General features: G+C 64.3%; 28 protein-coding genes. 9 read left to right on the top strand and 19 right to left on the bottom strand.

Annotated elements, in window-relative coordinates; translation table 11 throughout:
- Positions 1–62: 62 nt before the first annotated feature.
- A complete protein-coding gene (locus tag IVB46_RS02100; RefSeq protein ID WP_247314166.1) occupies positions 63–368 on the bottom strand; it encodes a hypothetical protein in 306 nt (101 codons plus the stop codon).
- A 56-nt stretch (positions 369–424) separates the two neighbouring features.
- Between IVB46_RS02100 and IVB46_RS02095 the strand changes: the two genes are divergently transcribed.
- On the top strand, positions 425–682 hold the full coding sequence (locus IVB46_RS02095; RefSeq protein WP_247314168.1) for a hypothetical protein: 258 nt from the start codon (positions 425–427) through the stop codon (positions 680–682).
- 96 nt (positions 683–778) lie between these two features.
- A complete protein-coding gene (locus IVB46_RS02090; RefSeq protein ID WP_247314169.1) occupies positions 779–1,018 on the top strand; it encodes a hypothetical protein in 240 nt (79 codons plus the stop codon).
- 98 nt (positions 1,019–1,116) lie between these two features.
- On the opposite strand, the gene IVB46_RS02085 is transcribed toward IVB46_RS02090, so the two are convergent.
- Both IVB46_RS02085 and IVB46_RS02080 read right to left on the bottom strand, forming a co-directional pair.
- A complete protein-coding gene (locus tag IVB46_RS02085) occupies positions 1,117–1,302 on the bottom strand; it encodes a hypothetical protein (RefSeq protein ID WP_247314172.1) in 186 nt (61 codons plus the stop codon).
- Positions 1,303–1,320: 18 nt separating this feature from the next.
- Positions 1,321–1,542 carry a hypothetical protein gene (locus tag IVB46_RS02080; protein ID WP_038958668.1) on the bottom strand — a complete coding sequence of 74 codons (222 nt, stop codon included), beginning with the start codon at positions 1,540–1,542 and terminating at the stop codon, positions 1,321–1,323.
- 115 nt (positions 1,543–1,657) lie between these two features.
- Here IVB46_RS02080 and IVB46_RS02075 point away from each other — a divergent pair, with 115 nt between their 5' ends.
- Together IVB46_RS02075 and IVB46_RS02070 are read left to right on the top strand one after the other, a co-directional pair.
- The gene (locus IVB46_RS02075; protein WP_063984955.1) at positions 1,658–1,852 is read left to right on the top strand and encodes a DUF3072 domain-containing protein; all 195 of its coding nucleotides are present in this window, start codon (positions 1,658–1,660) and stop codon (positions 1,850–1,852) included.
- Positions 1,853–1,923: 71 nt separating this feature from the next.
- A complete protein-coding gene (locus tag IVB46_RS02070) occupies positions 1,924–2,211 on the top strand; it encodes a DUF6496 domain-containing protein (RefSeq protein WP_247314174.1) in 288 nt (95 codons plus the stop codon).
- A gap of 12 nt (positions 2,212–2,223) precedes the next feature.
- Here IVB46_RS02070 and IVB46_RS02065 read toward each other — a convergent pair whose 3' ends face one another.
- Together IVB46_RS02065 and IVB46_RS02060 are read right to left on the bottom strand one after the other, a co-directional pair.
- Positions 2,224–2,586 (bottom strand): hypothetical protein, encoded by a 363-nt coding sequence (locus tag IVB46_RS02065; RefSeq protein ID WP_028148242.1) that lies wholly within the window; start codon positions 2,584–2,586, stop codon positions 2,224–2,226.
- A gap of 271 nt (positions 2,587–2,857) precedes the next feature.
- A complete protein-coding gene (locus IVB46_RS02060; protein ID WP_063984957.1) occupies positions 2,858–4,393 on the bottom strand; it encodes a Do family serine endopeptidase in 1,536 nt (511 codons plus the stop codon).
- Between the two features lie 194 nt (positions 4,394–4,587).
- Here IVB46_RS02060 and IVB46_RS02055 point away from each other — a divergent pair, with 194 nt between their 5' ends.
- Positions 4,588–5,424: a universal stress protein gene (locus IVB46_RS02055; RefSeq protein WP_247314176.1), complete on the top strand. Its 837-nt coding sequence runs from the start codon at positions 4,588–4,590 to the stop codon at positions 5,422–5,424.
- Between the two features lie 31 nt (positions 5,425–5,455).
- Here the strand turns inward: IVB46_RS02055 and IVB46_RS02050 are convergent, their stop codons facing one another.
- From IVB46_RS02050 to IVB46_RS02010, 9 genes are all read right to left on the bottom strand, one after another.
- Positions 5,456–5,668, bottom strand: a complete 213-nt coding sequence (locus IVB46_RS02050; RefSeq protein ID WP_028148245.1) for a hypothetical protein — start codon at positions 5,666–5,668, stop codon at positions 5,456–5,458.
- A gap of 392 nt (positions 5,669–6,060) precedes the next feature.
- The gene (rpe, locus tag IVB46_RS02045; RefSeq protein ID WP_247314178.1) at positions 6,061–6,798 is read right to left on the bottom strand and encodes a ribulose-phosphate 3-epimerase; all 738 of its coding nucleotides are present in this window, start codon (positions 6,796–6,798) and stop codon (positions 6,061–6,063) included.
- On the bottom strand, positions 6,795–7,730 hold the full coding sequence (gene cbbX, locus IVB46_RS02040; RefSeq protein WP_247314180.1) for a CbbX protein: 936 nt from the start codon (positions 7,728–7,730) through the stop codon (positions 6,795–6,797). Before cbbX ends, rpe begins: the two co-directional genes overlap by 4 nt.
- A gap of 99 nt (positions 7,731–7,829) precedes the next feature.
- Complete coding sequence (locus tag IVB46_RS02035) at positions 7,830–8,237, bottom strand: ribulose bisphosphate carboxylase small subunit (RefSeq protein ID WP_063984961.1); 408 nt, start codon at positions 8,235–8,237, stop codon at positions 7,830–7,832.
- An 11-nt stretch (positions 8,238–8,248) separates the two neighbouring features.
- Entirely contained in the window at positions 8,249–9,709 is a 1,461-nt protein-coding gene (locus IVB46_RS02030) for a form I ribulose bisphosphate carboxylase large subunit (protein WP_063984962.1), read from the bottom strand.
- Positions 9,710–9,740: 31 nt separating this feature from the next.
- On the bottom strand, positions 9,741–10,826 hold the full coding sequence (fba, locus tag IVB46_RS02025) for a class II fructose-bisphosphate aldolase (RefSeq protein ID WP_247314183.1): 1,086 nt from the start codon (positions 10,824–10,826) through the stop codon (positions 9,741–9,743).
- Between the two features lie 14 nt (positions 10,827–10,840).
- Positions 10,841–12,862, bottom strand: a complete 2,022-nt coding sequence (gene tkt / locus IVB46_RS02020) for a transketolase (protein WP_247314185.1) — start codon at positions 12,860–12,862, stop codon at positions 10,841–10,843.
- A gap of 16 nt (positions 12,863–12,878) precedes the next feature.
- On the bottom strand, positions 12,879–13,754 hold the full coding sequence (locus IVB46_RS02015; protein ID WP_247314187.1) for a phosphoribulokinase: 876 nt from the start codon (positions 13,752–13,754) through the stop codon (positions 12,879–12,881).
- A 12-nt stretch (positions 13,755–13,766) separates the two neighbouring features.
- Entirely contained in the window at positions 13,767–14,804 is a 1,038-nt protein-coding gene (locus IVB46_RS02010; RefSeq protein WP_247314189.1) for a class 1 fructose-bisphosphatase, read from the bottom strand.
- Between the two features lie 119 nt (positions 14,805–14,923).
- On the opposite strand from IVB46_RS02010, the gene IVB46_RS02005 reads away from it, so the two are divergent.
- Both IVB46_RS02005 and IVB46_RS02000 read left to right on the top strand, forming a co-directional pair.
- A complete protein-coding gene (locus IVB46_RS02005) occupies positions 14,924–15,901 on the top strand; it encodes a LysR family transcriptional regulator (RefSeq protein ID WP_028148254.1) in 978 nt (325 codons plus the stop codon).
- Between the two features lie 386 nt (positions 15,902–16,287).
- Positions 16,288–18,678 carry a TonB-dependent siderophore receptor gene (locus IVB46_RS02000; protein ID WP_247341858.1) on the top strand — a complete coding sequence of 797 codons (2,391 nt, stop codon included), beginning with the start codon at positions 16,288–16,290 and terminating at the stop codon, positions 18,676–18,678.
- A gap of 83 nt (positions 18,679–18,761) precedes the next feature.
- On the opposite strand, the gene IVB46_RS01995 is transcribed toward IVB46_RS02000, so the two are convergent.
- From IVB46_RS01995 to IVB46_RS01980, 4 genes are all read right to left on the bottom strand, one after another.
- Positions 18,762–18,968 (bottom strand): hypothetical protein, encoded by a 207-nt coding sequence (locus IVB46_RS01995; RefSeq protein ID WP_028148256.1) that lies wholly within the window; start codon positions 18,966–18,968, stop codon positions 18,762–18,764.
- 133 nt (positions 18,969–19,101) lie between these two features.
- Positions 19,102–19,521: a DUF4118 domain-containing protein gene (locus IVB46_RS01990; protein ID WP_166087212.1), complete on the bottom strand. Its 420-nt coding sequence runs from the start codon at positions 19,519–19,521 to the stop codon at positions 19,102–19,104.
- 140 nt (positions 19,522–19,661) lie between these two features.
- Complete coding sequence (locus tag IVB46_RS01985) at positions 19,662–20,855, bottom strand: MFS transporter (protein WP_247341854.1); 1,194 nt, start codon at positions 20,853–20,855, stop codon at positions 19,662–19,664.
- Positions 20,856–20,906: 51 nt separating this feature from the next.
- Positions 20,907–21,461 carry a TetR/AcrR family transcriptional regulator gene (locus IVB46_RS01980; RefSeq protein ID WP_247314195.1) on the bottom strand — a complete coding sequence of 185 codons (555 nt, stop codon included), beginning with the start codon at positions 21,459–21,461 and terminating at the stop codon, positions 20,907–20,909.
- Between the two features lie 1,371 nt (positions 21,462–22,832).
- Between IVB46_RS01980 and IVB46_RS01975 the strand changes: the two genes are divergently transcribed.
- Positions 22,833–23,093, top strand: coding sequence for a hypothetical protein (locus IVB46_RS01975; RefSeq protein ID WP_247314198.1), 261 nt, complete (start codon positions 22,833–22,835; stop codon positions 23,091–23,093).
- Between the two features lie 300 nt (positions 23,094–23,393).
- Here the strand turns inward: IVB46_RS01975 and IVB46_RS01970 are convergent, their stop codons facing one another.
- Entirely contained in the window at positions 23,394–23,609 is a 216-nt protein-coding gene (locus IVB46_RS01970) for a hypothetical protein (RefSeq protein WP_247314200.1), read from the bottom strand.
- 122 nt (positions 23,610–23,731) lie between these two features.
- On the opposite strand from IVB46_RS01970, the gene IVB46_RS01965 reads away from it, so the two are divergent.
- On the top strand, positions 23,732–24,058 hold the full coding sequence (locus tag IVB46_RS01965) for a hypothetical protein (protein WP_247314202.1): 327 nt from the start codon (positions 23,732–23,734) through the stop codon (positions 24,056–24,058).
- The last annotated feature ends 739 nt before the right edge of the window (positions 24,059–24,797 follow it).

The following is a 24,797-nucleotide window of genomic DNA, read 5'->3' as shown; positions in this document are numbered from 1 at the left end:
GTTCGCGCGTAAAGACAAGAATCTGGAGCTTCGGCCCTGATTCACTCAGGACCGATCATGATCTAGCGCGCCGCGGCGACCTTCATGCGCTGCATCGCCTGCGGTTCGTCAGCGACACGTCCTTCCAGCCAGGCTTCCGTTTGCGAAAGCTCGCGCAGCGCCCGCGCGTAACGGCGGGCTGCGCTCCGCTCGGCGCCGCGCGGCAGCTTGCGCGCCTTGCGCAGCATGTCCGCTCCCGCGTTGCGATAGGCCAGCGAGCGATAGAGAAAGACGACCTTACCCATATCGAATGTTCCCGTGTTGATGGCATTCATCCTCGCAAGACCGCCATGAACGTCGGATGAAGCGGGGAATGACAAAATCGTCATGAGAATGGAACCCGCAATCGTCGCATGCGTTTTATGCCACACCGCGAGGCGGTTCCATGCGCGGGAAAAAGTCGCCGAGCCTCATCTCTCCGACCGGCGTCATCAAGCTGATGACGCATGCGATGATGGGCGCAGCCCTCGGCCTTGTCTTCGGGCTCGCCCTCGTCCTGTTCAATCCGGCGGTCGCAAATTTGCTGAACCACGGCGGACATTCGGCCGCCATGGTCTTCATCATCACATTGGTGACGACGTTTGCGATCGGCGCGACGCTCACGGGCCTCGTGTTCATCCTCGCCGAGGACAAGGAATTTTGAAGCGCGCGTGACGCGCACCGGGCGCTTTCGTTCGGAACTCCTGCGGCAAATGGCGGTTGGCTGCCTGCGTCAATTTAACTCGGGGAGTTCCCGCGCATGAAAACCATCAAGCTCGCTCTCACCGTGATGTTGGCAACCGGCCTCGCCGCCGCTCCGTTCGCCGCGCAGGCCAAGTCGCATAAGGCCAAGCAAGGATCCGCGATGTCGTCGTCGCAGACCACAGGCGCCAACACCAAGTCCTCCAAGGGCGCTGATCCCTCCGGTCAAGGTGGTTCTGGCCCCGGCTCCGACCAAGGCGGCACCATGAACAAGGGCGGCATGAGCAACACCAAGTGAGCTCCGGCCGACAATCAAAGGCCTCGCGGCGACGCGGGGCCTTTCGCTTTGGAGCTGGAGTTTGGAGCTAGATTGGGAATCCTTCTAGCGTCGCATCGCTAAAGCTGCCGTCCCGCAGCATTCGCCTTCACGAGATGCTCGAGCCGTGCACGCTTGCGTGCGATCAGGAGCTGCGCTGCGGCATCGTCGAGACCCTCGCGCTGCAATTGCCGGATGGCGGAGCCGAGTTCGAGAATTTCGGCGCGCAGTTTTAGAATCCGGTACGTGTCCGGGTCTTCCTCCACCGCACGCTCCCAAAATTCTCAGCGGCGCGCGATCACGCGCAGCGGACTACCGGATGTCGTTGCAGGACGAAGGCGTACCCGCTCGCGGACGTCAGGCAGGACATCGCCGCCACCGGCCGCCTTCCATTCGCCGATCAGCAGGTTGATTTTCCGGCGCAGATCCATCTGCGCCAGGGCCTTTTCTGTGCAGTCGCGGTCGCGATCGACGAGGTCGCGCACAGACACCTCGATGTCGGCCATCTCGAGCCTCAAGGCGCTGATTTTGCGTCGAATTTCATTAATTCTATTGTCCATGGCTTGTTAGAACAAAATAAGAACATATAGTCAAGTCACGATTTCAGAACGGAGAGGCCAGATGCAGGTTCAGGGTAAATACGACGCCAGGGTTTTCCTCGCGGAGCAGATGACGAGAGCACAGGGGCTGAGGCTGAAGCGTCTGAGCGAGGAGGCCTATCAGCCCACTCAATACGATCGGGCTTTGTCCTCGACTGAGGCTGCGCGCCGCATTCGAGCGCTGGAAGACGAGATCGAGTTGGCGAACTCCTTCTGAGGAGCGCGGCCAGCGCATTTGGAACGTAGGGTCAGTGATGCGGTTCTTTCCCGGGCCAAGGGAGAGAGTTGATGGCACGCAAGGCAAAGAAACGCCGCTACTCACGCAGCGCCAGCAGTGATGTCGAGCGCGAGATGCGCCGTTATAAGAAGGGCACCGCGAAAAGCGGCCCCGGCGGTCGTGGCGGACGCGTGAAGAGTCGCAAGCAGGCGATCGCAATCGGCCTGTCGGAAGCGCGCGCGAAGGGCAAGAAGGTCCCGAAGAAGGCGTCGAAGCGAAAGACCTCCAAGAAGAAGACGGCCAAGAAGACAGCCAAGAAAGCGAAGAAGACCGCGAAGCGCAAATCCAGCAAGCGGTAACGCCCACCCGCGTCAGATCATGCTGCCCGGCATGAAGCAGCGGATCGAAATCCCGAACGCAGTCTTCACCGGCCACACCATGGTGTGGCCAGCCCGGTTTGGCTCGGTGATGACGGCCTCATCAGGCACGTCCACCCACTGCCCGTCGAGCCGCACGCGATAGTGCCCATCGTGCGATTCCCAATCGGGGTCGGATACAGCAAAGCCATCTGCATCCGAGCAGCAGGGCCCGAGATGGCTGCGCAAACTGTCGAACCAGGGTTTTAGCGGCGAGTTGGCGTAGCGGCCATCGTCGCGCCCCAAGGCGCTTCCGGTCGTCAGGACAAGCGGCGCCACAAGCAGCGCACACCTCAGCGAGAGCTTCAATCGATCCATGTCGGCACCGATCAAATGCGAACCACCGGTTCCACAAGAAGGCCGGGCGTTCGAAGTTCCACTCCTGCAATTCGCCTGGGCGTCTTCATTGACGCCAAAGCCCAACACGTGATTCCCAACTGTGACGAGCGAACGCGGCTTTTTCGGACGAACCCGTCATCAACGCTGCCGTTAACGAGAATGTTATCGGCACCTGTGGGAATCTTCCAGACGCGCACGAAAAAGGCGGCCCGCAGGCCGCCTTTTGAGTTTGCCGCCGGAAGCGCGAGGCTTAGGCCAGCGGCACCGCGACGAACCGTGTCGCTTCCTGGCTCTTCACCTGCAACAGCACGCTGTTCTTGCCGGATGATTTGGCCTGCGCCAGCTCGGAGCGGACGTCACCGACATTGGCAACGGCCTTGCCGCCGACGTTGAGAATGACGTCGCCGGTCTGGATGCCGCGCTGCGCGGCGGGTCCCTGCGGATCGACCTCGGTCACGACCACGCCCTTTTGGCCCGCGCCCTGGACGTCGCCTGCCGGCGCCAGGCTGAGACCGAGGCGCGGCGTGCCGGTGTTCGGCTGCGCCTTGCCCTCGCCGGCCTTGGCCTGCCGCTCGTTCGGCAACTCGCCGAGGGCGAGTGTCACCGTCTTGCTCGCGCCTTTGTGGAAGACATCGAGCTTCACGGACGTGCCCGGCGCCAGGGTGGCAATGGTGCGGGCGAGATCGCGGGAGTCCTTGATCGCGGTACCGTTGACGGCGGTGATGACGTCGCCCGCCTCGATGCCGGCCTTCGCCGCGGGGCTGCCGTCCTGCGGATTGTCCACGATCGCGCCGCGCGCCTCCTTGAGGCCGAGGCTGTCGGCGATCTCGGCGCTCACCGGCTGCACCTGCACGCCGAGCCAGCCGCGGGTGACCGAGCCCTTGTCCTTCAGCTGCGCGACGACGAGCTTCGCGGTCGAAGCCGGAATGTCGAAGCCGATACCGACCGAACCGCCGGAGGGTGAGAAGATCGCGGTGTTCACGCCGATCACGTTGCCGTTCATGTCGAAGGCCGGACCGCCGGAATTGCCCTTGTTGATCGGCGCGTCGATCTGGATGAAGTCATCATAGGGACCGTTGCCGATGTCGCGACCATTGGCCGAGACGATGCCGGCGGTCACGGTGCCGCCGAGGCCGAAGGGATTGCCGACCGCGACCACCCAGTCACCGATGCGCGGCTTCTGGTCGGAGAATTTAACGAACGGGAAGTCCCTCTTGCCATCGACCTTGATCAGCGCGAGATCGGTCTTCGGATCGGTGCCGACCACCTTCGCGGTGTAACTCGTGCCGTCATCCATGGTCACCTGCACCGACTCGGCGTGATCGACGACGTGGTTGTTGGTCACGGCATAGCCGTCGGCGGAGATGAAGAAGCCGGACCCCTCGCCCGTGATCATCTGGTGGCGCTGGCGCGGCATGCCGTTCATGCCACCCGGGCCGCGGAAGCCGAACTGCCGCGAAAACTGGTCGAACGGCGAATCCTCGTCCGAATCCATCCGGTTCTGTTGCAGCATCGCGCTCTTGTCATTGTCCTGGTCGATCCTGACCCGCACCGAGATGACGGCGGGTTTGACCTTGCTGACGAGATCGCCGAAGCCCGGCGGCGTCGCGGCGGCTTCCGCCGCCTGGGCCGGCCCGATGAAGGAATTCAGACCGAACTGCGAAGAGGCGGGAGAGGCAGCGAGCACGGCCACGCCAAGCGCGGCCACGGTGCCCAGCAGCGCAAGCCGGCGCGGCTTCAAGATCTTGCGGGACGTGGTGGTGTCGGAATTGACGTGATCGTTCATGTCGAAATGTCCATGTTGGGTAAGTCGCCTTGCAACCAACATGGACATCGTCACCTTACGGCGTCCCGTCCGTCCGATTAAATCTTGGCAAAGGTGCCGCGAAAATCAGGGCTGCACATTTGATGCGGCTCAACGCAGGCCCCGTGCGCCGTGATAGACTGCGGCCACTGGATGATGTCCACCGGAGGCGCGCCATGTACAAAGACATTCTCGTCCACATCCCGACCGAGCGCCCGATGAGCGCGGTGATCGACGGCTCGATCTCGCTCGCGGCGAGACTCAACGCACACGTCGACGCGGTCGCCGTCGGGTACGTCGCGAGCAGCACTGCCTATGTCTTGGATGGCGGTGCCGCCGTAGCGGCGGTGTTCGAGATGGAGCGCGAGCGCGCAGTGGAGCGTGCCGAGGCCGCGTTGGCGATATTTCGGAGCGAAGCCACGAACGCCGGCATCTCCTGCACCTGCCACCCGCTCGGCGCAATCCCGGCGGATGCAGCCGGCTCGATCGGCGAGATGGCGCGGCTCCACGATCTCAGCATCGTGCTGCAGCCCGATCCGGCGCAAGGCTCATTCGACAATGATATGCCCGGCGAGATCCTGTTCCAGGCGGGCGGACCGGTGCTGTTCCTGCCCTACACCTTTCGTGGGTCATTCAGGGCGAACCGGATCGGCATCTGCTGGGATGGCAGCCGCCTCGCCGCCCGCGCGATGCGCGACGCCGCTCCCTTCCTGGCCCGCGCCGAGGAGATCGTGATCATCACGATCAACGAAGCCGACGCAGTTCCCGACGAGGTCTCGGCAAGCCATCTGGCAAGACACCTCGGCCGGCGCGGATTGTCGACCCGCACGGTCAGCCTGTCGGCGGCGCGCGCCGACATCCAGCCGACCATCCTGTCGCTGGCCGCCGACGAGAGCCTCGATCTCCTGGTCATGGGCGGCTACGGCCACTCACGGTTGCAGGAACGCTTCCTCGGCGGCGTCACCCGCGCCATGCTGGAGGCCATGACGGTCCCGACGCTGATGTCGCATTGATCGAGAGATGATCCGCAACGGACTGACGCCCTCACGCCGCGGCGGGGGTCTCAAACGGCGCAGTGGCGATGGCGTCGTCCTCGGGTTGCGCATTGCACGCGTCGAAATGCGCCTTCAGCGCAATCTCGGCGAGATATTCGAAATGTTCGGCTTGGCCAAGGAGTTGCCAGTTCTGGAGCGGCCGATAGGCCGCCTGCTGACGACAGAGAGACGCCAGCGCCCGGTAGCGACGTACGTTCTCCATGAGACCCTCCCTCGCATTCACTGAGCTTATTGCCCTGATTTACGTCAGGCCGATGGCGGTTATGCAAAACATTTACTGCGTGCGAGGCGCCCTGCGCAACCTGGGTTGACGTCTGGGAAACGCGCAGGCCTCCATCGGTTCCTATCGGAGAACTCCACGTGGAACTCATTGGCCAGGCGTAGCGCCGGCGCGCGACGGAGATGCCGATCAGATCAAGATACCGTTCGATCGATTCCGGCCACCCGATGAGATTGCCCTGCATTTCTGCGCAGAACTCTCGCGCGAGGAAGGCCCGCTGCGCTGTGCGGCATGCCCTGTAGAACCTCGGACGGAATGGCACGCCATGGCACAACCAGTGCGACGCCGGCTCGGCCACGCCTGTATGCCGACTTCTACCGGGTGAGCGCGGCCTCGCCGGCCCGGATCGTCTGCGCCGAACCATGTTGCAGCTTCGGAACCCTGCCGGCCTCCGCAGCAGCGCGGATGGCGGCGATGTTGTCCGCATAATCGGCGCTGCTCTTGCCGCGGAACACGGCCGATCCTGCCACGAGGGTGTCGGCGCCTGCGGCAGCCACGGCGGCGGCATTGTCGCGCGTGATGCCGCCATCGACCTCGAGCCGGATCGGCCGGTCGCCGATCATTCTTCGAATGCGCCTGATCTTCTCGATCTGGGAGTCGAGGAAGGACTGGCCGCCGAAGCCGGGATTGACCGTCATCACCAGCACGAGGTCGAGACGATCAAGCACGTATTCGATCGCAGCTTCCGGCGTAGCCGGACACAGGCTGACACCAGCCTTCTTGCCGAGCGCGCGGATGGCCTGGAGCGAGCGGTCCAGATGCGGGCCGGCTTCGGCATGAACCGTGATGACGTCGGCACCTGCCTTTGCGAATGCCTCCAGGTAGGGATCAACAGGCGCGATCATCAAATGCACGTCAAAGATCTTCGCCGTCGCCGGCCGGATCGCCTTGATGACGTCGGCGCCATAGCTGATGTTCGGCACAAAGTGTCCGTCCATGACGTCGCAGTGGATCCAGTCGGCGCCGGCAGCGTCAATAGCCCTGATCTCCTCGCCGAGACGCGCGAAATCGGCGGCCAGGATCGAAGGCGCGATGAGGATTTCTCCCGTCATGACTTCGCACTCCTCTGCGCGTCCGCACCACCATTGAAAACGCGGCTCGCAAGGACATCCGTCGGATCGATCGTTTCGAGATCGGCGACATCGAGCATGCGGTCGAGATCGGAGACGAGGCGATCGGCCTGGCGGAGGCGGATACGATCGACCGCGTTGCGGATCGAGCGCGCGTTGGAGAAGAACGGCTGGGTCCGGCGCAGTGCGATGTATTTTTCGAAGGCCCCGCGCGCCGCCGTCGAGAAGCGGTATCCACGCTCCTTCAGCATCAGCTCGGCGATGACGAGAAGCTCGGCTTCCGCATAGTCCGGGAAGTCGATGTGGTGTGCGATGCGCGAACGGAAGCCCGGGTTGGAGGCGAAGAAGCTCGTCATCCGCTCGCCATAGCCGGCGAGGATCACGACGAGATCCTCGCGCTGGTTCTCCATCACCTGGAGCAGGATCTCGATCGCCTCCTGGCCGTAATCGCGCTCGTTGTCGGGCCGGTGCAGATAGTAGGCCTCGTCGATGAACAACACGCCGCCCATCGCCTTCTTCAATATCTCCTTCGTCTTCGGCGCGGTATGGCCGATATACTGGCCGACGAGATCGTCGCGCGTCACCGAGATCACCTGCCCGCGCCGCACGAAACCGAGGCCGTGCAGGATCTTTGCCATGCGCAGCGCCACCGTGGTCTTGCCCGTGCCCGGATTACCGGTGAACGACATGTGCAGTGTCGGGGGCGACGATGCCAGTCCCGCACGCTGGCGGATGCGCTCGATCAGCAGCAGTGACGCGATCTGACGCACGCGGTTCTTGACCGGCCGGAGGCCGATCAGCTCCTGCTCGAGCTGTTGCAGCGTGTCGGTGATCCCGGCCGCCTCGGCCTCCTTGCGGAGATCGAAACTGGTCTCGCTCGTTTCAGCGGTCGTCGCATGAGGGACATCAAGCATCGGCACCTCGAAGAAAAGAGCTTCGCCGCGGGGGGAGCGGCGAAGCAGTGGTCCGCCAAGGAAACGGAGCAGGGAGTGCTCCGCGCGGAGGAGAACGACTTAAGTCGACGCGTGTGCGGCCGGCCGGCGCACGGTGGTGTAGCGGATCGCACGTCCGCCTACCTCCTGCCGCACCAGGTCGAACTCGGCTTCCTGCGGCGGGCGATTGACGAGGAACGAGATCCGCACCGATTCCCAGCCATGGCTGGAGTCGAAACCGCTGATGCGGATGTAGCGGTCGCCGTAAACCCTGCGGCATTCGGCGAGCTCCATCATCACGCCGGCGGCGTCCTGGAGGTCGAACATCGGCAGGCCCCACATCTCCCAATAGGTGTTGCGGGGATGCGGATCGTCGGTGAACTCGATATTCACCGCCCAGCCATTGGCCAGGCAATACTGCACCTGCTTGGTGATCTGGTCGTCGGTCAGATCAGGCAGGAACGAGAAGCAGCCTTGGGTTAGTTTCATGTCAGAACTCCTCAAACGGTTTCCAGCGCGGTCGGCACGAAGTCCGGCGTGTCGGTGGATTGATAGTTGAAGCTGACGTCCTTCCAGACCTCGAGCGCGGCCTTCAGCGGCGTGCAGGTCTCCGCAGCCCTGGCCAGGATCTCCGGACCCTCATGGACGTAGTCGCGCCCCTCGTTGCGGGCGAGGATCATCGCTTCGAGCGCCACACGGTTGGCGATCGCGCCAGCCGCAATGCCCATGGGATGGCCGATGGTGCCGCCGCCGAATTGCAGCACGACGTCCTCGCCGAGGAGATCGAGCAGCTGGTGCATCTGGCCGGCATGGATGCCGCCGGAGGCGACCGGCATCATCTTGTTCAGGCTCGCCCAGGACTGGTCGAAGAACAGTCCATGCTCGAGCTTTGTCGGGTTGAAGTCTTCGCGGCAGACGTCGTAATAGCCGCGCGTGGTGTTGGGATCGCCTTCGAGCTTGCCGACCACCGTGCCCGCATGGATGTGGTCGACGCCGGCGAGCCGCATCCACTTCGCGATGACGCGGAACGACACGCCGTGACTCTTCTGCCGCGTATAGGTCGAGTGACCGGCGCGATGCAGATGCAGGATCATGTCGTTGCGCCGTGCCCATTTCGCCATGGACTGGATCGCGGTGTAGCCGATCACGAGATCGATCATGACGATGCACGACCCGAGCTCTTTGGCGAACTCTGCGCGCTCGTACATGTCCTCCATCGTCCCCGCGGTGATGTTTAGGTACGTGCCCTTCACCTCGCCGGAGGCAGCCTGCGCGCGATTCACGGCCTCCATGCAATAGAGGAAGCGGTCACGCCAATGCATGAAGGGCTGCGAGTTGATGTTCTCGTCGTCCTTGGTGAAGTCGAGCCCGCCCTTGAGCGCCTCGTAAACCACGCGGCCATAGTTGCGCCCGGACAAGCCGAGCTTGGGCTTCACCGTCGCGCCCAGCAACGGCCGGCCGAACTTGTCGAGCCGCTCACGCTCGACCACGATGCCGGTCGCCGGCCCCTGGAACGTCTTCACATAGGCGACCGGGAAGCGCATGTCCTCCAGGCGCAGCGCCTTCAGCGGCTTGAAGCCGAAGACGTTGCCGATGATCGAGGCCGAGAGGTTGGCGATCGAGCCCGGCTCGAACAGGTCGAGGTCGTAGGCGATGTAGGCGAAGTACGAGCCCGGCGTGCCGGGCACCGGATCGACACGGTAGCACTTTGCGCGATACTTCTCCGCAGCCGTCAGGCGATCGGTCCACACCACCGTCCAGGTCGCGGTCGAGGATTCGCCGGCAACCGCCGCTGACGCCTCGATGGGGTCCACGCCCTCCTGCGGCGTCACGCGGAACAGCGCGATGACATCGGTGTCCTTCGGCGTGTAGTCGGGCTCCCAATAGCCCATGCGCGCGTATTCCATCGTACCCGATCGATAGCGCTCTTTGCCGCGGACAGTTCCTGCGTGTGCATTCATGGCTCTCTCCTGCTCTTCTCTCTCTGAATGATTAGGCGGCGACCGACTCGCGGGCGCCGATGCGCGGGTCGAGCTCGCCGGCGCGATAGCGCCGCGCCATCTCGCTCAAGGGAATGACCTTGATCTTGCTGGCGTGGCCCGCGGTGCCGAACTGCTCAAAGCGATCGCGGCAGAGCTCGCGCATCGCATCCATCGCAGGCTTGAGGAATTTGCGCGGATCGAACTCGGAGCGCGTTTGCGCGGCGACCTTGCGGAACACCGCTGTCATCGCCAGACGACAATCGGTGTCGATGTTGACCTTTCGTACTCCGCTCTTGATGCCGCGGACGATCTCCTCCACCGGCACGCCCCAGGTCTGCAGCATCTCGCCGCCGAACTGGTTGAACATGTCCTGGAGCGGCTGCGGCACCGAAGAGGAGCCGTGCATGACGAGATGCGTATTCGGCAGGCGGCGGTGAATCTCCTCGACCACCCGCATCGCCAGGATGTCGCCATCAGGCTTGCGGCTGAACTTGTAGGCGCCGTGGGACGTGCCCATCGCGATCGCTAGCGCATCGACCTTGGTGGCGCGGACGAAGTCGACGGCCTGGTCGGGATCGGTGAGGAGCTGGTCGTGGCTGACCTTGCCCTCGACGCCGTGGCCGTCCTCCTGCTCGCCGCCGCCATGCTCGAGCGAGCCGAGCACGCCGAGCTCGCCTTCGACAGAGGCGCCCACCCAATGCGCGAGATCGACGACGCGGCGGGTGATGTCGACATTGTAGTCGTAATCGGCGGCGGTCTTGGCGTCGGCCTTGAGCGAGCCGTCCATCATGACCGAGGTGAAGCCGTGGGCGATGGCGGAGGCGCAGGTCGCCTCGTCATTGCCGTGGTCCTGGTGCATGCAGAGCGGAATGTCCGGATAGGTCCGCTCCAGCGCGTCGATCATGTGCGAGAGCATGAGATCGCCGGCATAGCTGCGCGCGCCGCGCGAGGCCTGGATGATCACGGGCGCATCGACCTCGGCCGCGGCCTGCATGATCGCAATACCCTGCTCCATGTTGTTGATGTTGAACGCCGGCACCGCGTAGCCGTGGTTGGCGGCGTGATCGAGCAGCTGACGAAGGGTGATACGGGCCACGAAAGTTCCTCCTGTTATGGCTTGCCGGCGCGAGTGATCGTCCGCCGGGCGGCTTCGGCAACGCTTTGCGGCGTGATGCCGAATTCGCGGTAGAGCACCGGCGCCGGCGCAGAGGCGCCGAAGCCGCGCATGCCGACGAACTCGCCGTCAGTGCCGATCCAGCGATGCCAATCGCCGGCGACTGCGGCCTCGATGCCGACGCGCGGGGCGGTGCCGAGCACACAGGCGCGGTAGTCCTCCGGCTGTTCCTCGAACAGCGCGAAGCATGGCGCGGAGACCACGGCAGCGCGGATATGTTCCGTCGCGAGCAGGCGAGCGGCTTCCAGCGCGATCGAGACTTCGGAGCCGGTCGCCATCAACGTGACGTCGCGACCGCCGTCCGGCGAGACGATGAGGTAGGCGCCGCGCGCGACACGGTTCCTGCCGCGCACGTCGCTGCGGAATGTCGGCAGCGCCTGACGCGACAGACACAGCACGGAGGGGCGATCTTCCGCCTCAAGCGCGCAGTCCCAGGCTTCCAGCGTTTCGACCGCGTCGGCGGGGCGGAACACCAGAAGGTTCGGGATGACGCGCAGCGCCGCGAGATGCTCGACGGGCTGATGCGTGGGACCGTCCTCGCCAAGACCGATGGAGTCGTGGGTCATCACATGGATGACGCGCAGCCGCATCAGGGCCGCAAGACGGATCGCCGGCCGGCTGTAGTCGGAGAAGGCGAGAAAGGTGCCGCCATAGGGGATGAATCCGCCATGCAAAGCGAGGCCATTCATCGCGGCGGCCATGCCGTGCTCGCGAATTCCGTAGTGGATGTAGCCGCCGGCGAACGCCCCACGCGTCACGGGAGTCTGCGCTTTGGCGTGCGTGAGGTTCGAATGCGTCAGGTCCGCCGAGCCGCCGACCAGTCCGGGAATTGTCCCGGCAATGCCGTCGAGCACCTGTTGCGAGGCTTGCCGCGTCGCCAGCTTCGGACGCTCGCTGGCAAAGCGCTCGCGCAATTTCGCCGAGGCCTGGGCATAGGCCTCCGGCAGGGCAACGGCCTTGCCCTCGATGAACAGCTCACGCTGCGCGGCCGTCGCGCATTCGTAGCGGTCGAGCCAGGCAAGACGCTCGACCTGCCCGCGCTGTCCGATCATCCGCCATGCCTTGAGGATCGGGATCGGCACCACGAAAGGCTGATAGTCCCAGCCGAGCGTCCGCCGCGCCGCCGCCGTTTGCTCGGTGCCGAGCGGCGCACCATGCGCCTTCTCGGTGCCCTGACGGTCCGGCGCGCCATAGCCGATGATGGTACGGCAGGCGATCAGCGACGGTTTTGTGCTCTCACGCTCTTCGGCAATCGCCTGCGCAACCGCTTCGGGGTCATGGCCGTCGACACTGCGGACCGACCAGCCGGAAGCCGCAAAGCGCGCGAGCTGATCATCGGAAGTGGCCAGCGAGGTCGGCCCGTCGATGGAGATGCCGTTGTCGTCGAACAGCACGATCAGCCGGCTGAGCTGGAGATGACCGGCGAGCGAGATCGCCTCCTGACTGATGCCTTCCATCAGGCAGCCGTCGCCCGCGATCACATAGGTGAAGTGATCGACCAGGCCGTCGCCGTGCCGTGCATTGGCCATGCGCTCGGCGAGCGCCATGCCGACCGCGGTCGCGATCCCCTGCCCCAGCGGGCCGGTCGTGGTCTCGACACCCGGCGTGTGGCCGTATTCCGGATGGCCCGGCGTCTTCGAGCCCCACTGCCGGAACGCCTTGATGTCGTCCAGGCTGACATCGCCGCCGGTGAGATGCAGCAGCGCATAGAGCAGCATCGAACCGTGCCCCGCCGACAGCACGAAGCGGTCGCGATCCGGCCAGTTCGGGTGCGCGGAGTCGAACTTGAGGAACCGCGAGAACAGCACGGTCGCGACATCGGCCATGCCCATGGGCAGGCCGGGATGGCCGGACTGCGAGGTCTCGATGGCGTCGACCGCGAGGAAGCGGACGGCATTGGCGAGATCGTTGTGTGTGACTGCCGTGATGTCGGCTTCGGCGTGGACGGAGATGTTCATAGGATTCTCTCCCTATTCACTTCAGATTTCGCTTGCGCTCGATCAGCTGCATGATCAGCGGCGTCAGGATCAGCTGCATCGCCAGATCGAGCTTCGCGCCGGGACACACGATGGAGTTCGCGCGGGACATCCAGCTGTGGGGAAGCATCGACAGCAGATAGGGGAAATCGATGCCACGCGGATTCTTGAAGCGGATCACGACCATCGATTCGTCCGGCGTCGGGATCCAGCGCGCAATGAACGGATTGGAGGTGTCCACCGTCGGCACGCGCTGGAAGTTGATGTCGGTCTCGGTGAATTGCGGGCAGATGTAGTGGATGTAGTCGGGCATCCGCCGCAGGATGGTGTCGGTGACGGCCTCGGTCGAATAGCCGCGGGCGCTGCGGTCGCGGTGCAGCTTCTGGATCCATTCGAGATTGATGACCGGCACGACGCCGATCTTGAGATCGGCGTAGCGCGCGACATTGACCTTGTCGGTGACGACGGCGCCGTGCAGGCCCTCGTAGAACAACAGGTCCGAGCTTTCCGGCAGCCGCTCCCATTCGGTGAAGGTCCCGGGAGCCGCACCGTGCAGTGCGGACTCCTCGACGTCGTGGACATAGTGCCGCGTCGTCGCGGTGCCGGTCTCGCCATAGTCGCGGAAGGCACGCTCCAGCTCCTCGAACAGGTTGGTCTCGGGGCTGAAATGGCTGAAATGCTTGTTGCCGCGCTCGGCTTCCTTCGCCATCTGCGTGCGCATCTCGGCACGGTCGTAGCGATGGAAGGCGTCGCCCTCGATGTAGGCGGCATTGACCTTCTCGCGGAAGAAGATCTGTTCGAACGTCTTCTTGACCGAGGTGGTGCCGGCGCCGGAGGAGCCGGTGATGGAGATGATCGGATGCTTCCTGGACATGGGTCGCCTCGCTCACAGCCGGAAGAAGCCGCGCCGCGCGAACAGCGGTGCGGAGATGCTGGCGACCAGCAACGGATCGCAATGCAGTTCCTCGACGCGCTGCACCTCGTTGCTCGAGCCCATGATCAGCGGCACGCGCTGGTGCAGGCTCTGCGCCGATAGCTCGAGGATGCGCTCGCGCCCGGTCGTGGCGGAGCCGCCGGCCTGTTCGATGATCATGGCCATCGGGTGCGCCTCGTAGGTGAGGCGCAGGCGGCCGTCGCCATAGCCGGGGCGCGCGTCCGAGGGATAGAGGAACACGCCGCCGCGGGTGAGGATTCGGTAGGCCTCCGCGACCAGCGAACCGATCCAGCGCATGTTGAAATTGTGGTTGGCGGGCCCTTCGACGCCGGCAAGACATTCGTCGACGAAGGCGCGGACCGGCGTATCCCAGTGGCGGCGGTTCGACGCATTGATCGCGAATTCTTCGCACGTCTCGGAGATCTGCACGGCGCTGCGCGCGAGGCGGAAGCAGCCCGCCCTGCGGTCGAGCGTGAAGATGTCGACGCCGTCGCCGAGCGTGAGCACCAGTGAGGTCTGCGGCCCATAGGTGACGAACCCCGCGGCAAGCTGCGCCGAGCCGCGCTGATGGAAGGCGAGAGCCAGGTCATCCGGGGCAGGCAGGATCGAGAAGATCGTGCCGACGGTCATGTTGATGTCGATGTTGGAGGAGCCGTCGAGCGGATCGATCGCGACGCAGATTTTTGCCTCGCGGTCGCCGATTTGCGGCTCGCGCATCTCCTCCGACGCGAGCGCCGCGATCGGCAGCCTGCTGAGACAGCGGCGCAGGATCGCATCCGCCTGGAGGTCGAGGTCGCGCTGGAGATCGCCGTCGCTGTTGCGGCCGGTGGTCAGGCCCGACGCGTCCGCAAAATCGCCGGTGGCGATGAGGTCGGCGATCTCGATCGCTGCCGCCGCGATGGCGTCGACTGCGGCTGCCACGGCCAGCGCATGCGGCGCCGTCTCGGAATACCGTTGAAGGTGGTCGTCCAACCTGAGTTGCCCGGTCATCTGCGTCCATCCCCTTGCAGGCGCCGCATCCAGTTCCCTCCCCGCTGGAGGTCGGTGCGGTCGGTCCCAACACGAGGAGATTGACAGGGGCGGCTTAATAAGGAAAATTTCTATTCATAATGAGCGCCAAAGAATTTTCTTATAATGGTCCCGGCCACGCAGCGGCCCAGCTCCGGCATCTGACGATCCGGCAGCTCCGCTCGCTTGCGGCGCTCTCGGCGAAGGGCAGCGTCACCGCGGCCTCGAGCCAGCTCGGCCTGACCCAGCCAGCCGTCACCCAGCAACTCCGGCAGCTTCAGGACCTCGCCGGCCTGCCGCTGGTGCAGCGGACCGGCGACGGCATGCTGCTGACGGAGGCAGGCAAGGAGGTGCTGGCGCTCGCCGAACGCGTCGAGGCCGCGATCATGGACTGCCAGGGCGCGCTCGATCTGCTCGCTGGACGGACCGGCGGCACGGTGCATCTCGGCGCGGTCTCGACCGCGAAATATTTCGTGCCGCATGCGATCGCGGCGTTCTCGAAGCGGCATCCGAAGATCGAGATCAAGCTCACGATCGGCAATCGCGAGGAGATCCGCGAGGCCATGCACGGCTACGATCTCGATTTCGCCGTGATGGGTCGGCCACCGGCCGACGTCAGCGTCGACGTGCGTCAGCTCGGGCGCAATCCGCACATCATCGTCGCGCGCAAGGGACACTGGCTGGGGAAGGATTCCGGCCTCAACCTGACCGACCTCGTGCACGAGACCTTCCTCACCCGCGAGCCGGGATCAGGGACGCGCACGCTGATGGAAGGCATGTTCCAGAGATCGGATCTCGAGCCGATCATCGGCATGGAGATGAGCAGCAACGAGACCATCAAGCAGGCCGTCATCGCCGGGCTCGGCATCGCCTTCATCTCGGCCCACACGGTGGCGCATGAGCTCGCCGAAGGTCGTCTCATCGTGCTCGATGTCGCGGGCCTTCCGATCGTCCGGCAATGGTACGTGATCCGCCGCAGCGACAAGGTGCTGCTGCCACCGGCGCAGGCGATGTTCGATTTCCTGGGCTCCGAGGGCTCGAACTATTTGCCCGACGTGCCCGAGTTCGGCGGGCAATAGCCCACCGATATTCAGCCCATCAGCTTCATCGCAACTGTTGCCGCCAGAATGACGATGATCTGGAGCAGACGCTCCGTCGTGAAGACACGGTTGAAGGTGGTCATCGCTGGTCCCGGCCGACGTAGGAGATCTCGATCGGTCTGGTGCTAGCACACGCGGGCGCCGAGATAACTCCTTAGTCGCCACGGATCCTGCCGGCGCGCCGAAACATGTGATCGCTTGGAACCCGACAAGTTTCGAACGATTCAAATCATCGTGCGCGGAATGGCCGCACGGTCACTTTGTTCATGCACACAGTGACTTCGCGTGCACGGATGCTCCTTGCCCCGCATCCGGCCGTGCAATGGGGAATCCGGGCGAGTTTTGAAAGAGTCAGGGAGGGCGCGATGAGCCACATCGCCGCCGCGGGAGAGCTTTTGTCTTCCGCAAGCTACATGTCCAAGCGCAATCTTTCGGGTATCGGAGGCGTGTTGACCGCGCTGATGACGTCAGCTGCGTTCTTCGCCAGTCCGCAGGCCTTTGCGCAATCCACGCCCGCGCGAGGCGTGACGATTCCATCCGTCACCGTGACCGCGCCGGACGCACAGCGCCGAACCAATCCCGCTTCGGCCGCCCGCCGGTCGAGCAGCGGGCGGCCCCGTCGGACGCAAACGGCACGGCGGCCGGAGACGACTGCCGCGCCACAGCCCTTCATGCCATCGCAGGACGCGCGCACCGGCACCGTCGGCTATTTTGCCAACAGCACCTCCGTCGCCACCAAGTCGAACACGCCGATCGTCAACATCCCGCAATCGCTTTCCGTCATCACCCAGCAGCAGATCCGCGACCAGAATTATCAGGGCTTGACCGATGTCACGCGCTACGTCCCGAGCGTCGCCGTCCACCAGGGCGAAGGCAATCGCGACGAGCTCGTCATCCGCGGCGTCGATTCCAGCGCCAACTTCTTCGTCAACGGCTTTCGTGACGACGTGCAATATTTCCGCGACCTGTACAACGCGCAAAGCATCGAGGTGCTGAAGGGCCCGAGCGCCCTGACCTTCGGCCGCGGCGCCGGCGGCGGCGTGCTCAACCGCACCCTCAAGGAGGCGGACGGCACCCGCATCTACCAGGCGACGGGGCAAACGGGCTCGTGGGGCGACCGGCGCGTCACACTCGATGCAGGACAAGCCATCAATGAGAACGTCGCCGCCCGGCTGAACGTGTTCTACGAGGGCAGCGATGCGTTCCGCGACTTCAACCATCTCGAACGCTACGGCATCAACCCGACCGTTACGCTGAAGCCCGACGACTTCACCAAGATCAAGCTGTCCTACGAATATTACCACGACGGCCGCACCGCCGATCGCGGCAATCCCTCGCAGAGCCTTCCCGGCGGCGTCACGCGATTCAATCCGACGACACCGTTCGCGCCGAACGGCAATCTCCAGACCTTCTTCGGCAGCCCCGGCCTCAACACCGCGCAGGCGACCGTGCAGACCGGCATGGCGATCATCGAGCACGACTTCCAGAACGGACTGTCGGTGCGCAACGGCACGATGGCGGCCGACTACCAGAAGTTCTACCAGAACGTCTATCCGACGGGCGGGCCGCTCGCCGGTGCCGTCAACGCAGCCGACACCGCGGTCAACCTTGGCGCCTATCAGCACACGACCAACCGCGACAATTTCTTCGACCAGACCGACTTCACCTACAAGGGCTGGACCGGGCCGATCGCGCACACCGTGGGCTTCGGCACCGAGTTCGGCCGCCAAACCGGTGTCGACATCCGCAACACTGGCGTCTTTCCGAACGGTACCAACACGATCGTGCAGAACCCGTTCGCTCCGACCTATTTCGGACCGGTCACCTTCGTCCACCACTTCACCGGCACCAACACCGATGGCGTCACGACACCGGATTCGAACAGTAAATATGCGCTGAACGTCGAGTCCGGTTACCTGCGCGACACCATCGAATTCTCACGCGCGCTCCAGCTCATCGTGGGCACGCGGTTCGACCGCTTCGAGATGTCGGCGCTGGACATGAACACCAACCTCAACCGCAACCGCACCGACAATCTGGTCTCGCCGCAAGCGGCCGTCCTCCTCAAGCCGATGGAGACGATGTCGGTCTACACCGCCTACAGCATCTCCTATTTGCCCGCCTCCGGCGACCAGTTCTCCTCGCTCAACGACGGCACGCTGATCCTGCAGCCGCAGAAGTTCGAGAACACCGAGGTCGGCATGAAGTGGAACATCAATCCGAGGCTGCTGTTCTCGACCGCGATCTACAACCTCAACCGCACCAACCAACCGATCGCGGATGGCAACAATCCCGGCTTCTTCCTGCCCTCCGGCAGCACGCTGACGCGCGGCTTCGAGGCGAGCCTCGTCGGCTACGTCACCGAGCAATGGCAGTCCACGCTCGGTTATGCCTATACCGATGCGAAGATCACCAGCGCGACGTCGGCGACCGTGGTGCCGGGCAATCGCGTGCAGCTCGTGCCGTACAATCAGTTCGCCTGGTGGAACAAGTACCAGTTCACGCCGATGTGGGCGGCCGCGCTAGGCATCATCTATTTCGGCGATTCCTTTGCATCGTCAGATGACACGGTGAGACTGCCGGGCTTCGTGCGCTTCGATGCCGGCGTCTACGCCACGATCGATGCCAACTGGCGGGCGCAGCTCACGGTCGAGAACATCTTCAACCGCGGCTATTGGGCGTCCGCCGACGGCAACAACAACATCTCGCCCGGCCAGGGCCGCACCGTGAGGGTTCAGGCGAGCTACCGGTTCTGACGGCTATGGCGCGAACGTCTGCGTCCCATCGCGTGTCGTTCGCGCCGTTCGTCATCGATACGAATACCTGTGATGGTTAACGATCAGGCAGCGCGCTGGACGGCGGCGTAATCCGCGCGCGCGGCGAAATAGGCTTCCAGCTCCGACAGCGCCCGCGCTTCCCACTCGCTCGCCTGCTCCAGAAGCGACCAGCTCTGGCCCGGGCGGAATGCAGCGGTCTGGCGATAGAGCGATGCGATGCCGCGATAGCGGCGCACGTTCTCAAAGATGGCGTGACCGTTCATGTTCAAAAACTCCCTCGTCATTCCCGGGGGAGAAATTGCGGCCAAATCTTTTTCGAAAAGTTAGCGGCGCGCACCAAGCTCGCGGATGGTTGCCGGACTGTTGCGCTGGCGCAACGCGCCGCTTCCGCGCGAAGCGGATTCATTGCGAATTCGTTGCCGTGCTCTCGCCCGAGGGCTTCAGTCCACCGCGGCTGATCATTGCCATCGTCTCGCGGCAGAGATCGGCAAGGCCGATCAGGAGCACCGCGAGCAGGCAGAACAGGTTGATGGAATCCGCGCCCGCGCTGGAGAGCGGCATGAACTGGAAGAACGGCGGGATGAACGCCCACCACACCAGCGGAACGGTGAGCAGCGCGGCGAACACCGCCGCCGGCGCGCCCGCGACGATCCCGAGCACGAACAGGCTGGGCAGGAACGCCGCGAAATAGAGCTTTGCGCCGAGTGCGACGCAGACGCCTTGAAGCGCGGCCGACACGGCGACGACGACAAATCCGAGCAGAAACGCCTGCCACGACCATGGCCGTACCCGCGGTACGCCAACCAGTCCCGCACGCCTCATCAGCCTCCCCCTGCCGCCCGTTAACCGGGCTCGCTTGCGACCAAAGTACTACAACCGCAGGGAAACCGCGAGACGGAAATCACACGGTGCCGGGCTGCGTATCCAGGGCTTGGTAAACGGCCGCGGGCACGATCGTACCGCTACTCTGTCGCCGCATAGAGCAGGCCCGCGACGGGCAGAGCAAGGCCAATGGCCGACGCCAGCGTCCAGCCGCCTTGCGCGAAGGCCCAGGCGCCGACCGCAGAGCCGGCAGCGCCGGCGGCGAAGAACGTCGCCATATAGAGGCCGTTGAGACGGCTGCGGTGCTCATGCCCGAGCGCGAAGATGGCACGGAAGCCCAGCACGACGTTACCCTGGACACCGATATCGATGGCGATCGCGGCCACGACCAGGCAGGCGAGATTCAGCGTCGAGCCGGCCGCACCGACATAGGTCACCAGGAAGCCGGCGGCCGCGAGCAGCATGGCGACCAGCGTCGCGATGCGGCTATGGCCGCGATCGGCGAGCCGTCCCGCGATTGGCGCGGCGAACACGCCGGCGACGCCGGCGAGCGCGAACAGCGCGATGCCGCGCTGGGAGAAGCCGAATTCGCTGGCGAGCTGGAGTGGCGCCACCGTCCAGAACAGGGTGAAGGCACCGAACAGGCTCGCCTGATAGAGCGCGCGGCGCCGGAGCAGCGGCGTGGTCCGGGCCAGGTGCGGCATCGACAGCAGCAGCGTACCGTAATGCATGCGCGCGACCGGCTTGCGCTTCGGCAGCGTCGTCCACAGCGCCGCCGCGAGCACGATCATCAGCGCGGCGGAAATGAAGAACACCGCGTGCCATGACAGCGCTGCCGTGACAAAGCTCGACACCGGTCGAGCCAGCATGATGCCCAGCATCAATCCGGTCGAGACATTGCCGACGAGGCGGCCGCGAATGGCTTCCGGCGCAAGGTGTGCCGCATAGGGAATGATGATCTGCACGGCGACCGAGCCGAGGCCGATGAACAGCGCGGCGATCAGGAACGGCAGCGCGTGGGTGGCGAACGCGGCGGCCAGCAGCGCCGCGGCGCCGAGCGTGATGACGGAGCAGATCAACGCGCGGTTCTCGACGAGGTCGCCGAGCGGCACGATGAAGAGAAGCCCCACCCCATAGCCGATCTGCGTCATGGTGACGATCAGCCCGGCCGCCGCATGCGAGAGGCCGAGCGCGGCGCTGATCGGGGCGATCAGCGGCTGGGCGTAGTAGATGTTGGCGGCGACCATGCCACAGGCCGCGGCAAGCACGAAGGTCAGTCGTTGCGACACCGCATCCGGCCCGGGTGCGGTCTCGATCGTGGCATTCATCGTCATTCCAACAGACTCCAGATATCGGGAATGATCATTCCCTAATAAGACACAAATTCAGGCGAGCAGTTTCATCGCGACGCCGACCAGGCGCTCGCCGTCGAGCGGCAGGCGCGCCTTGCCGACGACGCGCATTCCCTGCGTGATGCAGATCATCAGCCGCGCGGTGTCGTCGGTCGCAACATGGGCGGGAATCGAGCCATCGGCCTGGCCCTCGCGAATGAGGCCGGCGATGAAGGTCTCATTGGTCTCGAGCTGGGCGTTGACGCGGGCGCGGACGTCCGGATCGAGCGCGGCGAGCTCGACCGCGCCGCCGACCACGATGCAGCCGCGACGGCCCTCGATCCCCTGGGAGTGCTCGACATAGGACAGCAACATATGGCGCAGTCGCTCGCGACCGTTGGCGCCGCGCGCGGCCGCGCTGCGGGTCTGCTCCCGGCGCACCGCGGCATAGCGCTCGAAAGCGGCCAGGAACACGGCCTGCTTGTCGCGAAACGCCTTGTAGACGCTGCCGGTGGCAAGCCGCATCGCCGCGGTCAGGTCACCGATCGAGGTGGCATGATAACCCCGCTCGCAAAATACGCGTACGGCGCGGTCGAGCGCAGTGTCCATGTCGAATTCCCGGGGACGGCCGGGTGGACGGGCAGCAGGCTGGGGACGGCGCGCGGCTTTTTGCATTGCGGAGTAATAGGGAATGATTGTTCCCGAATCAAGGCACGGAGTTGTGAATTGGGGGTGGATGGAGGGCACGCTCTCTCCCCATCGTCATTGCGAGCGTAGCGACTTGTCCGCCAAAGCTTCAGCGAAGGCGGACAAGTCGCTGCGCTCGCAATGACGGAGCAAGGGGCATCGGCGTCGTCCTCCAAGTACGCCTGTCATTCCCCGCGACCCGGCTACGCCAAGGCTTCGCCGGGGCTGAGGTCCAGGGCCGCCGAAGCTTTAGCGTAGGCGGCAAGCGGGGAATCCAGTACGCCGCGGCCTCTCGGCTCAATCACAGCCGTCTCTGGAATGCTGGATCGCCCGGTCAAGCCGGGCGACGACAGCGAGTGCCTGGTCGCAGACGCACCATCGCCTTCTCGCGGCGCATCTCGCCCGAGCTTTGCTTGATCTCTCCACCCTCGAAGCCAAGAGGGCGCAGGGAAGGCCGGGTGCTGACCTCGCACCCGCGGTCCGCTGCGCGAAAGGTAGCGCAAGGAAACCGCACAGCAGCATACAGGTGGTGCCAATCACTCGGCCTTCCCTGCGCAGTGGTCGGACGGCTTATGCCGTGCTCTCCCGGGAGCCGAATTCCCTCTGGCCTCCCTCACGCCAGCGAAAGTCGCCGACAGCGCGCCGGTTGACGCGACTGCCGCATTCGCAAAGCACTTGACCGTAGCAACGACGGCCAGGACCACACGGTTTTGCCGTACGCACGGCCCGCCATTTCGTCGCAGTTTTTCCAGCCCTGTCGACGGAGCCGGAAACTTGCAGACGAGACGAACCTGACAGCGCCGCTCATCCGGCACGAAGTCTTGGGCTCACGGAGAGCAATCCGCCCTGCCCTAGCCTCTCGCACCCAACGCTGCCGCGTCCACCGCAACCCGGCTCTCGACAATGACGACACAAGATCGCCCCTCTTGGTGAGCCGGGATGGGCGACACATACGATAAATCCGAATTTCGGTAAAGTGGAATATTTTCACGCGAGCAGGTTGACAGCAAGGCGAAACACCCGGGCATGCCACCGTCATTCCGGAGGGCTCGGCGAAGCGGCAAGCTATGATGCGCAATTGCGCATCTGAGATTCCATGTCGCCGCGCAACTGCGGCCCGATGGATTCCGGGCTCGATGCTGCGCATCGCCCCGGAATGACGAAGGGGAGAGTGCCCCCCCTTCGGCCGCCCGGCAGGCCTTCGCCCTCAGCCGGCGCGCTGGCACTCTCCTTGCTGCTCGTCCGCCAATCCCTCAGACCCGCAGTGGGTCTGTTTCATAGTGAGGCGATCCTATGCAATCGACGTCCCGTTTCGAAGCGACCATCCCGACACAGCTCCACGTCCTGATCTCCGATCTGCGTTGGCGCATGCAAATGCTCGACGCCGACATTCTGGAGGAAGAGCGGAGGGCCGGAATCTCCGATCCAAACAATCTCGCCTACCCGATGCTCGCGCAGAACCTGAGAGCCCGGCGCGACAATCTCCAGGTGAGCATCGCGATCCTGGAAAGCCGCATCGAAAAGCGATCAACCAGGTGGCCGAGCGCCGCCTGACGCGGATCGTGCCGGGCCCGACCAGGCAACGCGACGGCATATGCAGAAGGGCGCCGGCGATGGGCGATAGCTCTGTCCGCGCCGGTCAATGCGCGGGAACCCGCGTTGCCCTTTTGCAACGGTTCCCCACCGTCTGAAGCCGGACAAAAGAAACTCCCATTCCAGCCACGAACCCCGCTCACAACGCCGTGAGACTAGCAGGGGAACTACGATGCGTGCACAGCGCGTTTGGAAAGTGAATGGGGCCGCCAGCATCGGGCAGCTCCAATCGAGACTGGATGACTTGAACAAGCGTCTCGGTCAGCTCGAAAGCCAGCATCCGGCGAGCTGGAGGCTCGAAGAACTGAGATCCAGCGCGCTCAGCCTGTCGCGCGAGATCGACGACATCCGCTGCGCCGAGGCGACGGCGGCCTTGAGCGAGCTCTTGCGGAAGTAGAGCGTCGGGCGATTCGAGCGACGCGCGAGGAACCAACCTTCCTCGCCGCCATTGCCATGCAGAGCATGGAGCAAAATCATGACCAGGCACCTGACGCGAGCCCATCTCGCGCGCGGGGTGGCCGGCGCGGTGTCCACGCTGGTCCTGTGCGCGACAGCGGCATTCACCATCGCGCACCACTTCGCGCTGTGAGGGATTTCGCATGACGTCCGATCCCGAGGAGTCGGTGAGGCTGCAAGGTTTTGGCGAGATGACGTTGCGCACCGCCGTCGCGACACTGATGGCGCTCGCGCCGCGCGAGCGATCCGACGCCGCCATCTTCCGCGTCCGCGACGGCGTGCGTTTGGCCTCGAGCGAGATCGCCGAACTTGCCTCGGACTGGGGCATGACACCGATGGCTGAAGTCAGGTCTCCAAGCCTCGTCCCGGACCAGCACTGGCCGGACATCGTTCGCGGCATGGTGCGCGAGGCGCCACTGCCGGCACTGATAGTGGCGTTCTTGGTGGGTGTGCTGGTGGCGCGGCGGTAGTCTACTGACCTACTGTCCAGCATCGGACCATCGGCCGGCGAATGTAGAGCCATGCCGCCGCGGCAGACGCCCCTGTCCGGCCAAATCGGCCGTGGACCCGCCCTGAAAATCGTTGCAAAAAGGCGCTCCCGAGGCGCTGGCGGCCGGTCCGCCAAGCCTCTGGAAAACGTCGACTTTTGGAAGAATGGTCGGAGTGGCAGGATTCGAACCTGCGACCCCTGCGTCCCGAACGCAGTGAACAATTTCTAAGTTGTTGATTTTTATAGCTATGGCAGACATTTCCGTCCCGTTTTGTTCACGGTCGTTTCACCCAATTCGTTGCGATTTCGTTGCGACCTTCGTAGACGAGAACGAGAGCTGCTGAGGACCTTGGGATCGGATACGCGGCGGGATTGGTTAGATCCTTCGTCGCCGACGGCGGGGCCATTTCCAAATGCCCGTTCCAAATGAACAACGGAAGCCGGGCGCAGTATCTTAGATTTCACTGGCAATCTTTGGTTTGGACCAACGTCAGAATGGCGGAATCAAAATCAGTCTGATTGTTCAACGATTTCAAGCCGCATTTGGAAAAATGTGCGAATTCGCCCCTAGTGAGAATCAATTGCTTAGCAGGCTTTTCCAAATGGGAAAGCGGCCAGCGCGGATCACAACCGGGCAGCCAACCCGCGACCTAGACCCTTGGTAGTTCGTCAAAAGCCGCCGTTGAAGCAGCGGCTTGACAGCTCCTAAACGAGTGCGG

It is taken from the genome of Bradyrhizobium sp. 61, from assembly GCF_023073075.1.
Classification (GTDB): Bacteria; Pseudomonadota; Alphaproteobacteria; order Rhizobiales; family Xanthobacteraceae; genus Bradyrhizobium; species Bradyrhizobium barranii.
Note: the sequence above shows the minus strand (reverse complement) of the source record. Positions and strands in the feature narration are given on the sequence as shown.

Bases quoted from the DNA above. Each gene is read 5' to 3' on its own strand.
- IVB46_RS02100 (WP_247314166.1), bottom strand. From the start codon at position 368: ATGACGATTTTGTCATTCCCCGCTTCATCCGACGTTCATGGCGGTCTT.
- IVB46_RS02095 (WP_247314168.1), top strand. From the start codon at position 425: ATGCGCGGGAAAAAGTCGCCGAGCCTCATCTCTCCGACCGGCGTCATC.
- IVB46_RS02090 (WP_247314169.1), top strand. From the start codon at position 779: ATGAAAACCATCAAGCTCGCTCTCACCGTGATGTTGGCAACCGGCCTC.
- IVB46_RS02080 (WP_038958668.1), bottom strand. From the start codon at position 1,542: ATGGCCGACATCGAGGTGTCTGTGCGCGACCTCGTCGATCGCGACCGC.
- IVB46_RS02075 (WP_063984955.1), top strand. From the start codon at position 1,658: ATGCAGGTTCAGGGTAAATACGACGCCAGGGTTTTCCTCGCGGAGCAG.
- IVB46_RS02070 (WP_247314174.1), top strand. From the start codon at position 1,924: ATGGCACGCAAGGCAAAGAAACGCCGCTACTCACGCAGCGCCAGCAGT.
- IVB46_RS02065 (WP_028148242.1), bottom strand. From the start codon at position 2,586: ATGGATCGATTGAAGCTCTCGCTGAGGTGTGCGCTGCTTGTGGCGCCG.
- IVB46_RS02060 (WP_063984957.1), bottom strand. From the start codon at position 4,393: ATGAACGATCACGTCAATTCCGACACCACCACGTCCCGCAAGATCTTG.
- IVB46_RS02055 (WP_247314176.1), top strand. From the start codon at position 4,588: ATGTACAAAGACATTCTCGTCCACATCCCGACCGAGCGCCCGATGAGC.
- IVB46_RS02050 (WP_028148245.1), bottom strand. From the start codon at position 5,668: ATGGAGAACGTACGTCGCTACCGGGCGCTGGCGTCTCTCTGTCGTCAG.
- rpe (WP_247314178.1), bottom strand. From the start codon at position 6,798: ATGACGGGAGAAATCCTCATCGCGCCTTCGATCCTGGCCGCCGATTTC.
- cbbX (WP_247314180.1), bottom strand. From the start codon at position 7,730: ATGCTTGATGTCCCTCATGCGACGACCGCTGAAACGAGCGAGACCAGT.
- IVB46_RS02035 (WP_063984961.1), bottom strand. From the start codon at position 8,237: ATGAAACTAACCCAAGGCTGCTTCTCGTTCCTGCCTGATCTGACCGAC.
- IVB46_RS02030 (WP_063984962.1), bottom strand. From the start codon at position 9,709: ATGAATGCACACGCAGGAACTGTCCGCGGCAAAGAGCGCTATCGATCG.
- tkt (WP_247314185.1), bottom strand. From the start codon at position 12,862: ATGAACATCTCCGTCCACGCCGAAGCCGACATCACGGCAGTCACACAC.
- IVB46_RS02015 (WP_247314187.1), bottom strand. From the start codon at position 13,754: ATGTCCAGGAAGCATCCGATCATCTCCATCACCGGCTCCTCCGGCGCC.
- IVB46_RS02010 (WP_247314189.1), bottom strand. From the start codon at position 14,804: ATGACCGGGCAACTCAGGTTGGACGACCACCTTCAACGGTATTCCGAG.
- IVB46_RS02005 (WP_028148254.1), top strand. From the start codon at position 14,924: ATGAGCGCCAAAGAATTTTCTTATAATGGTCCCGGCCACGCAGCGGCC.
- IVB46_RS02000 (WP_247341858.1), top strand. From the start codon at position 16,288: ATGAGCCACATCGCCGCCGCGGGAGAGCTTTTGTCTTCCGCAAGCTAC.
- IVB46_RS01990 (WP_166087212.1), bottom strand. From the start codon at position 19,521: ATGAGGCGTGCGGGACTGGTTGGCGTACCGCGGGTACGGCCATGGTCG.
- IVB46_RS01985 (WP_247341854.1), bottom strand. From the start codon at position 20,855: ATGACGATGAATGCCACGATCGAGACCGCACCCGGGCCGGATGCGGTG.
- IVB46_RS01980 (WP_247314195.1), bottom strand. From the start codon at position 21,461: ATGGACACTGCGCTCGACCGCGCCGTACGCGTATTTTGCGAGCGGGGT.
- IVB46_RS01975 (WP_247314198.1), top strand. From the start codon at position 22,833: ATGCAATCGACGTCCCGTTTCGAAGCGACCATCCCGACACAGCTCCAC.
- IVB46_RS01970 (WP_247314200.1), bottom strand. From the start codon at position 23,609: ATGATTTTGCTCCATGCTCTGCATGGCAATGGCGGCGAGGAAGGTTGG.
- IVB46_RS01965 (WP_247314202.1), top strand. From the start codon at position 23,732: ATGACGTCCGATCCCGAGGAGTCGGTGAGGCTGCAAGGTTTTGGCGAG.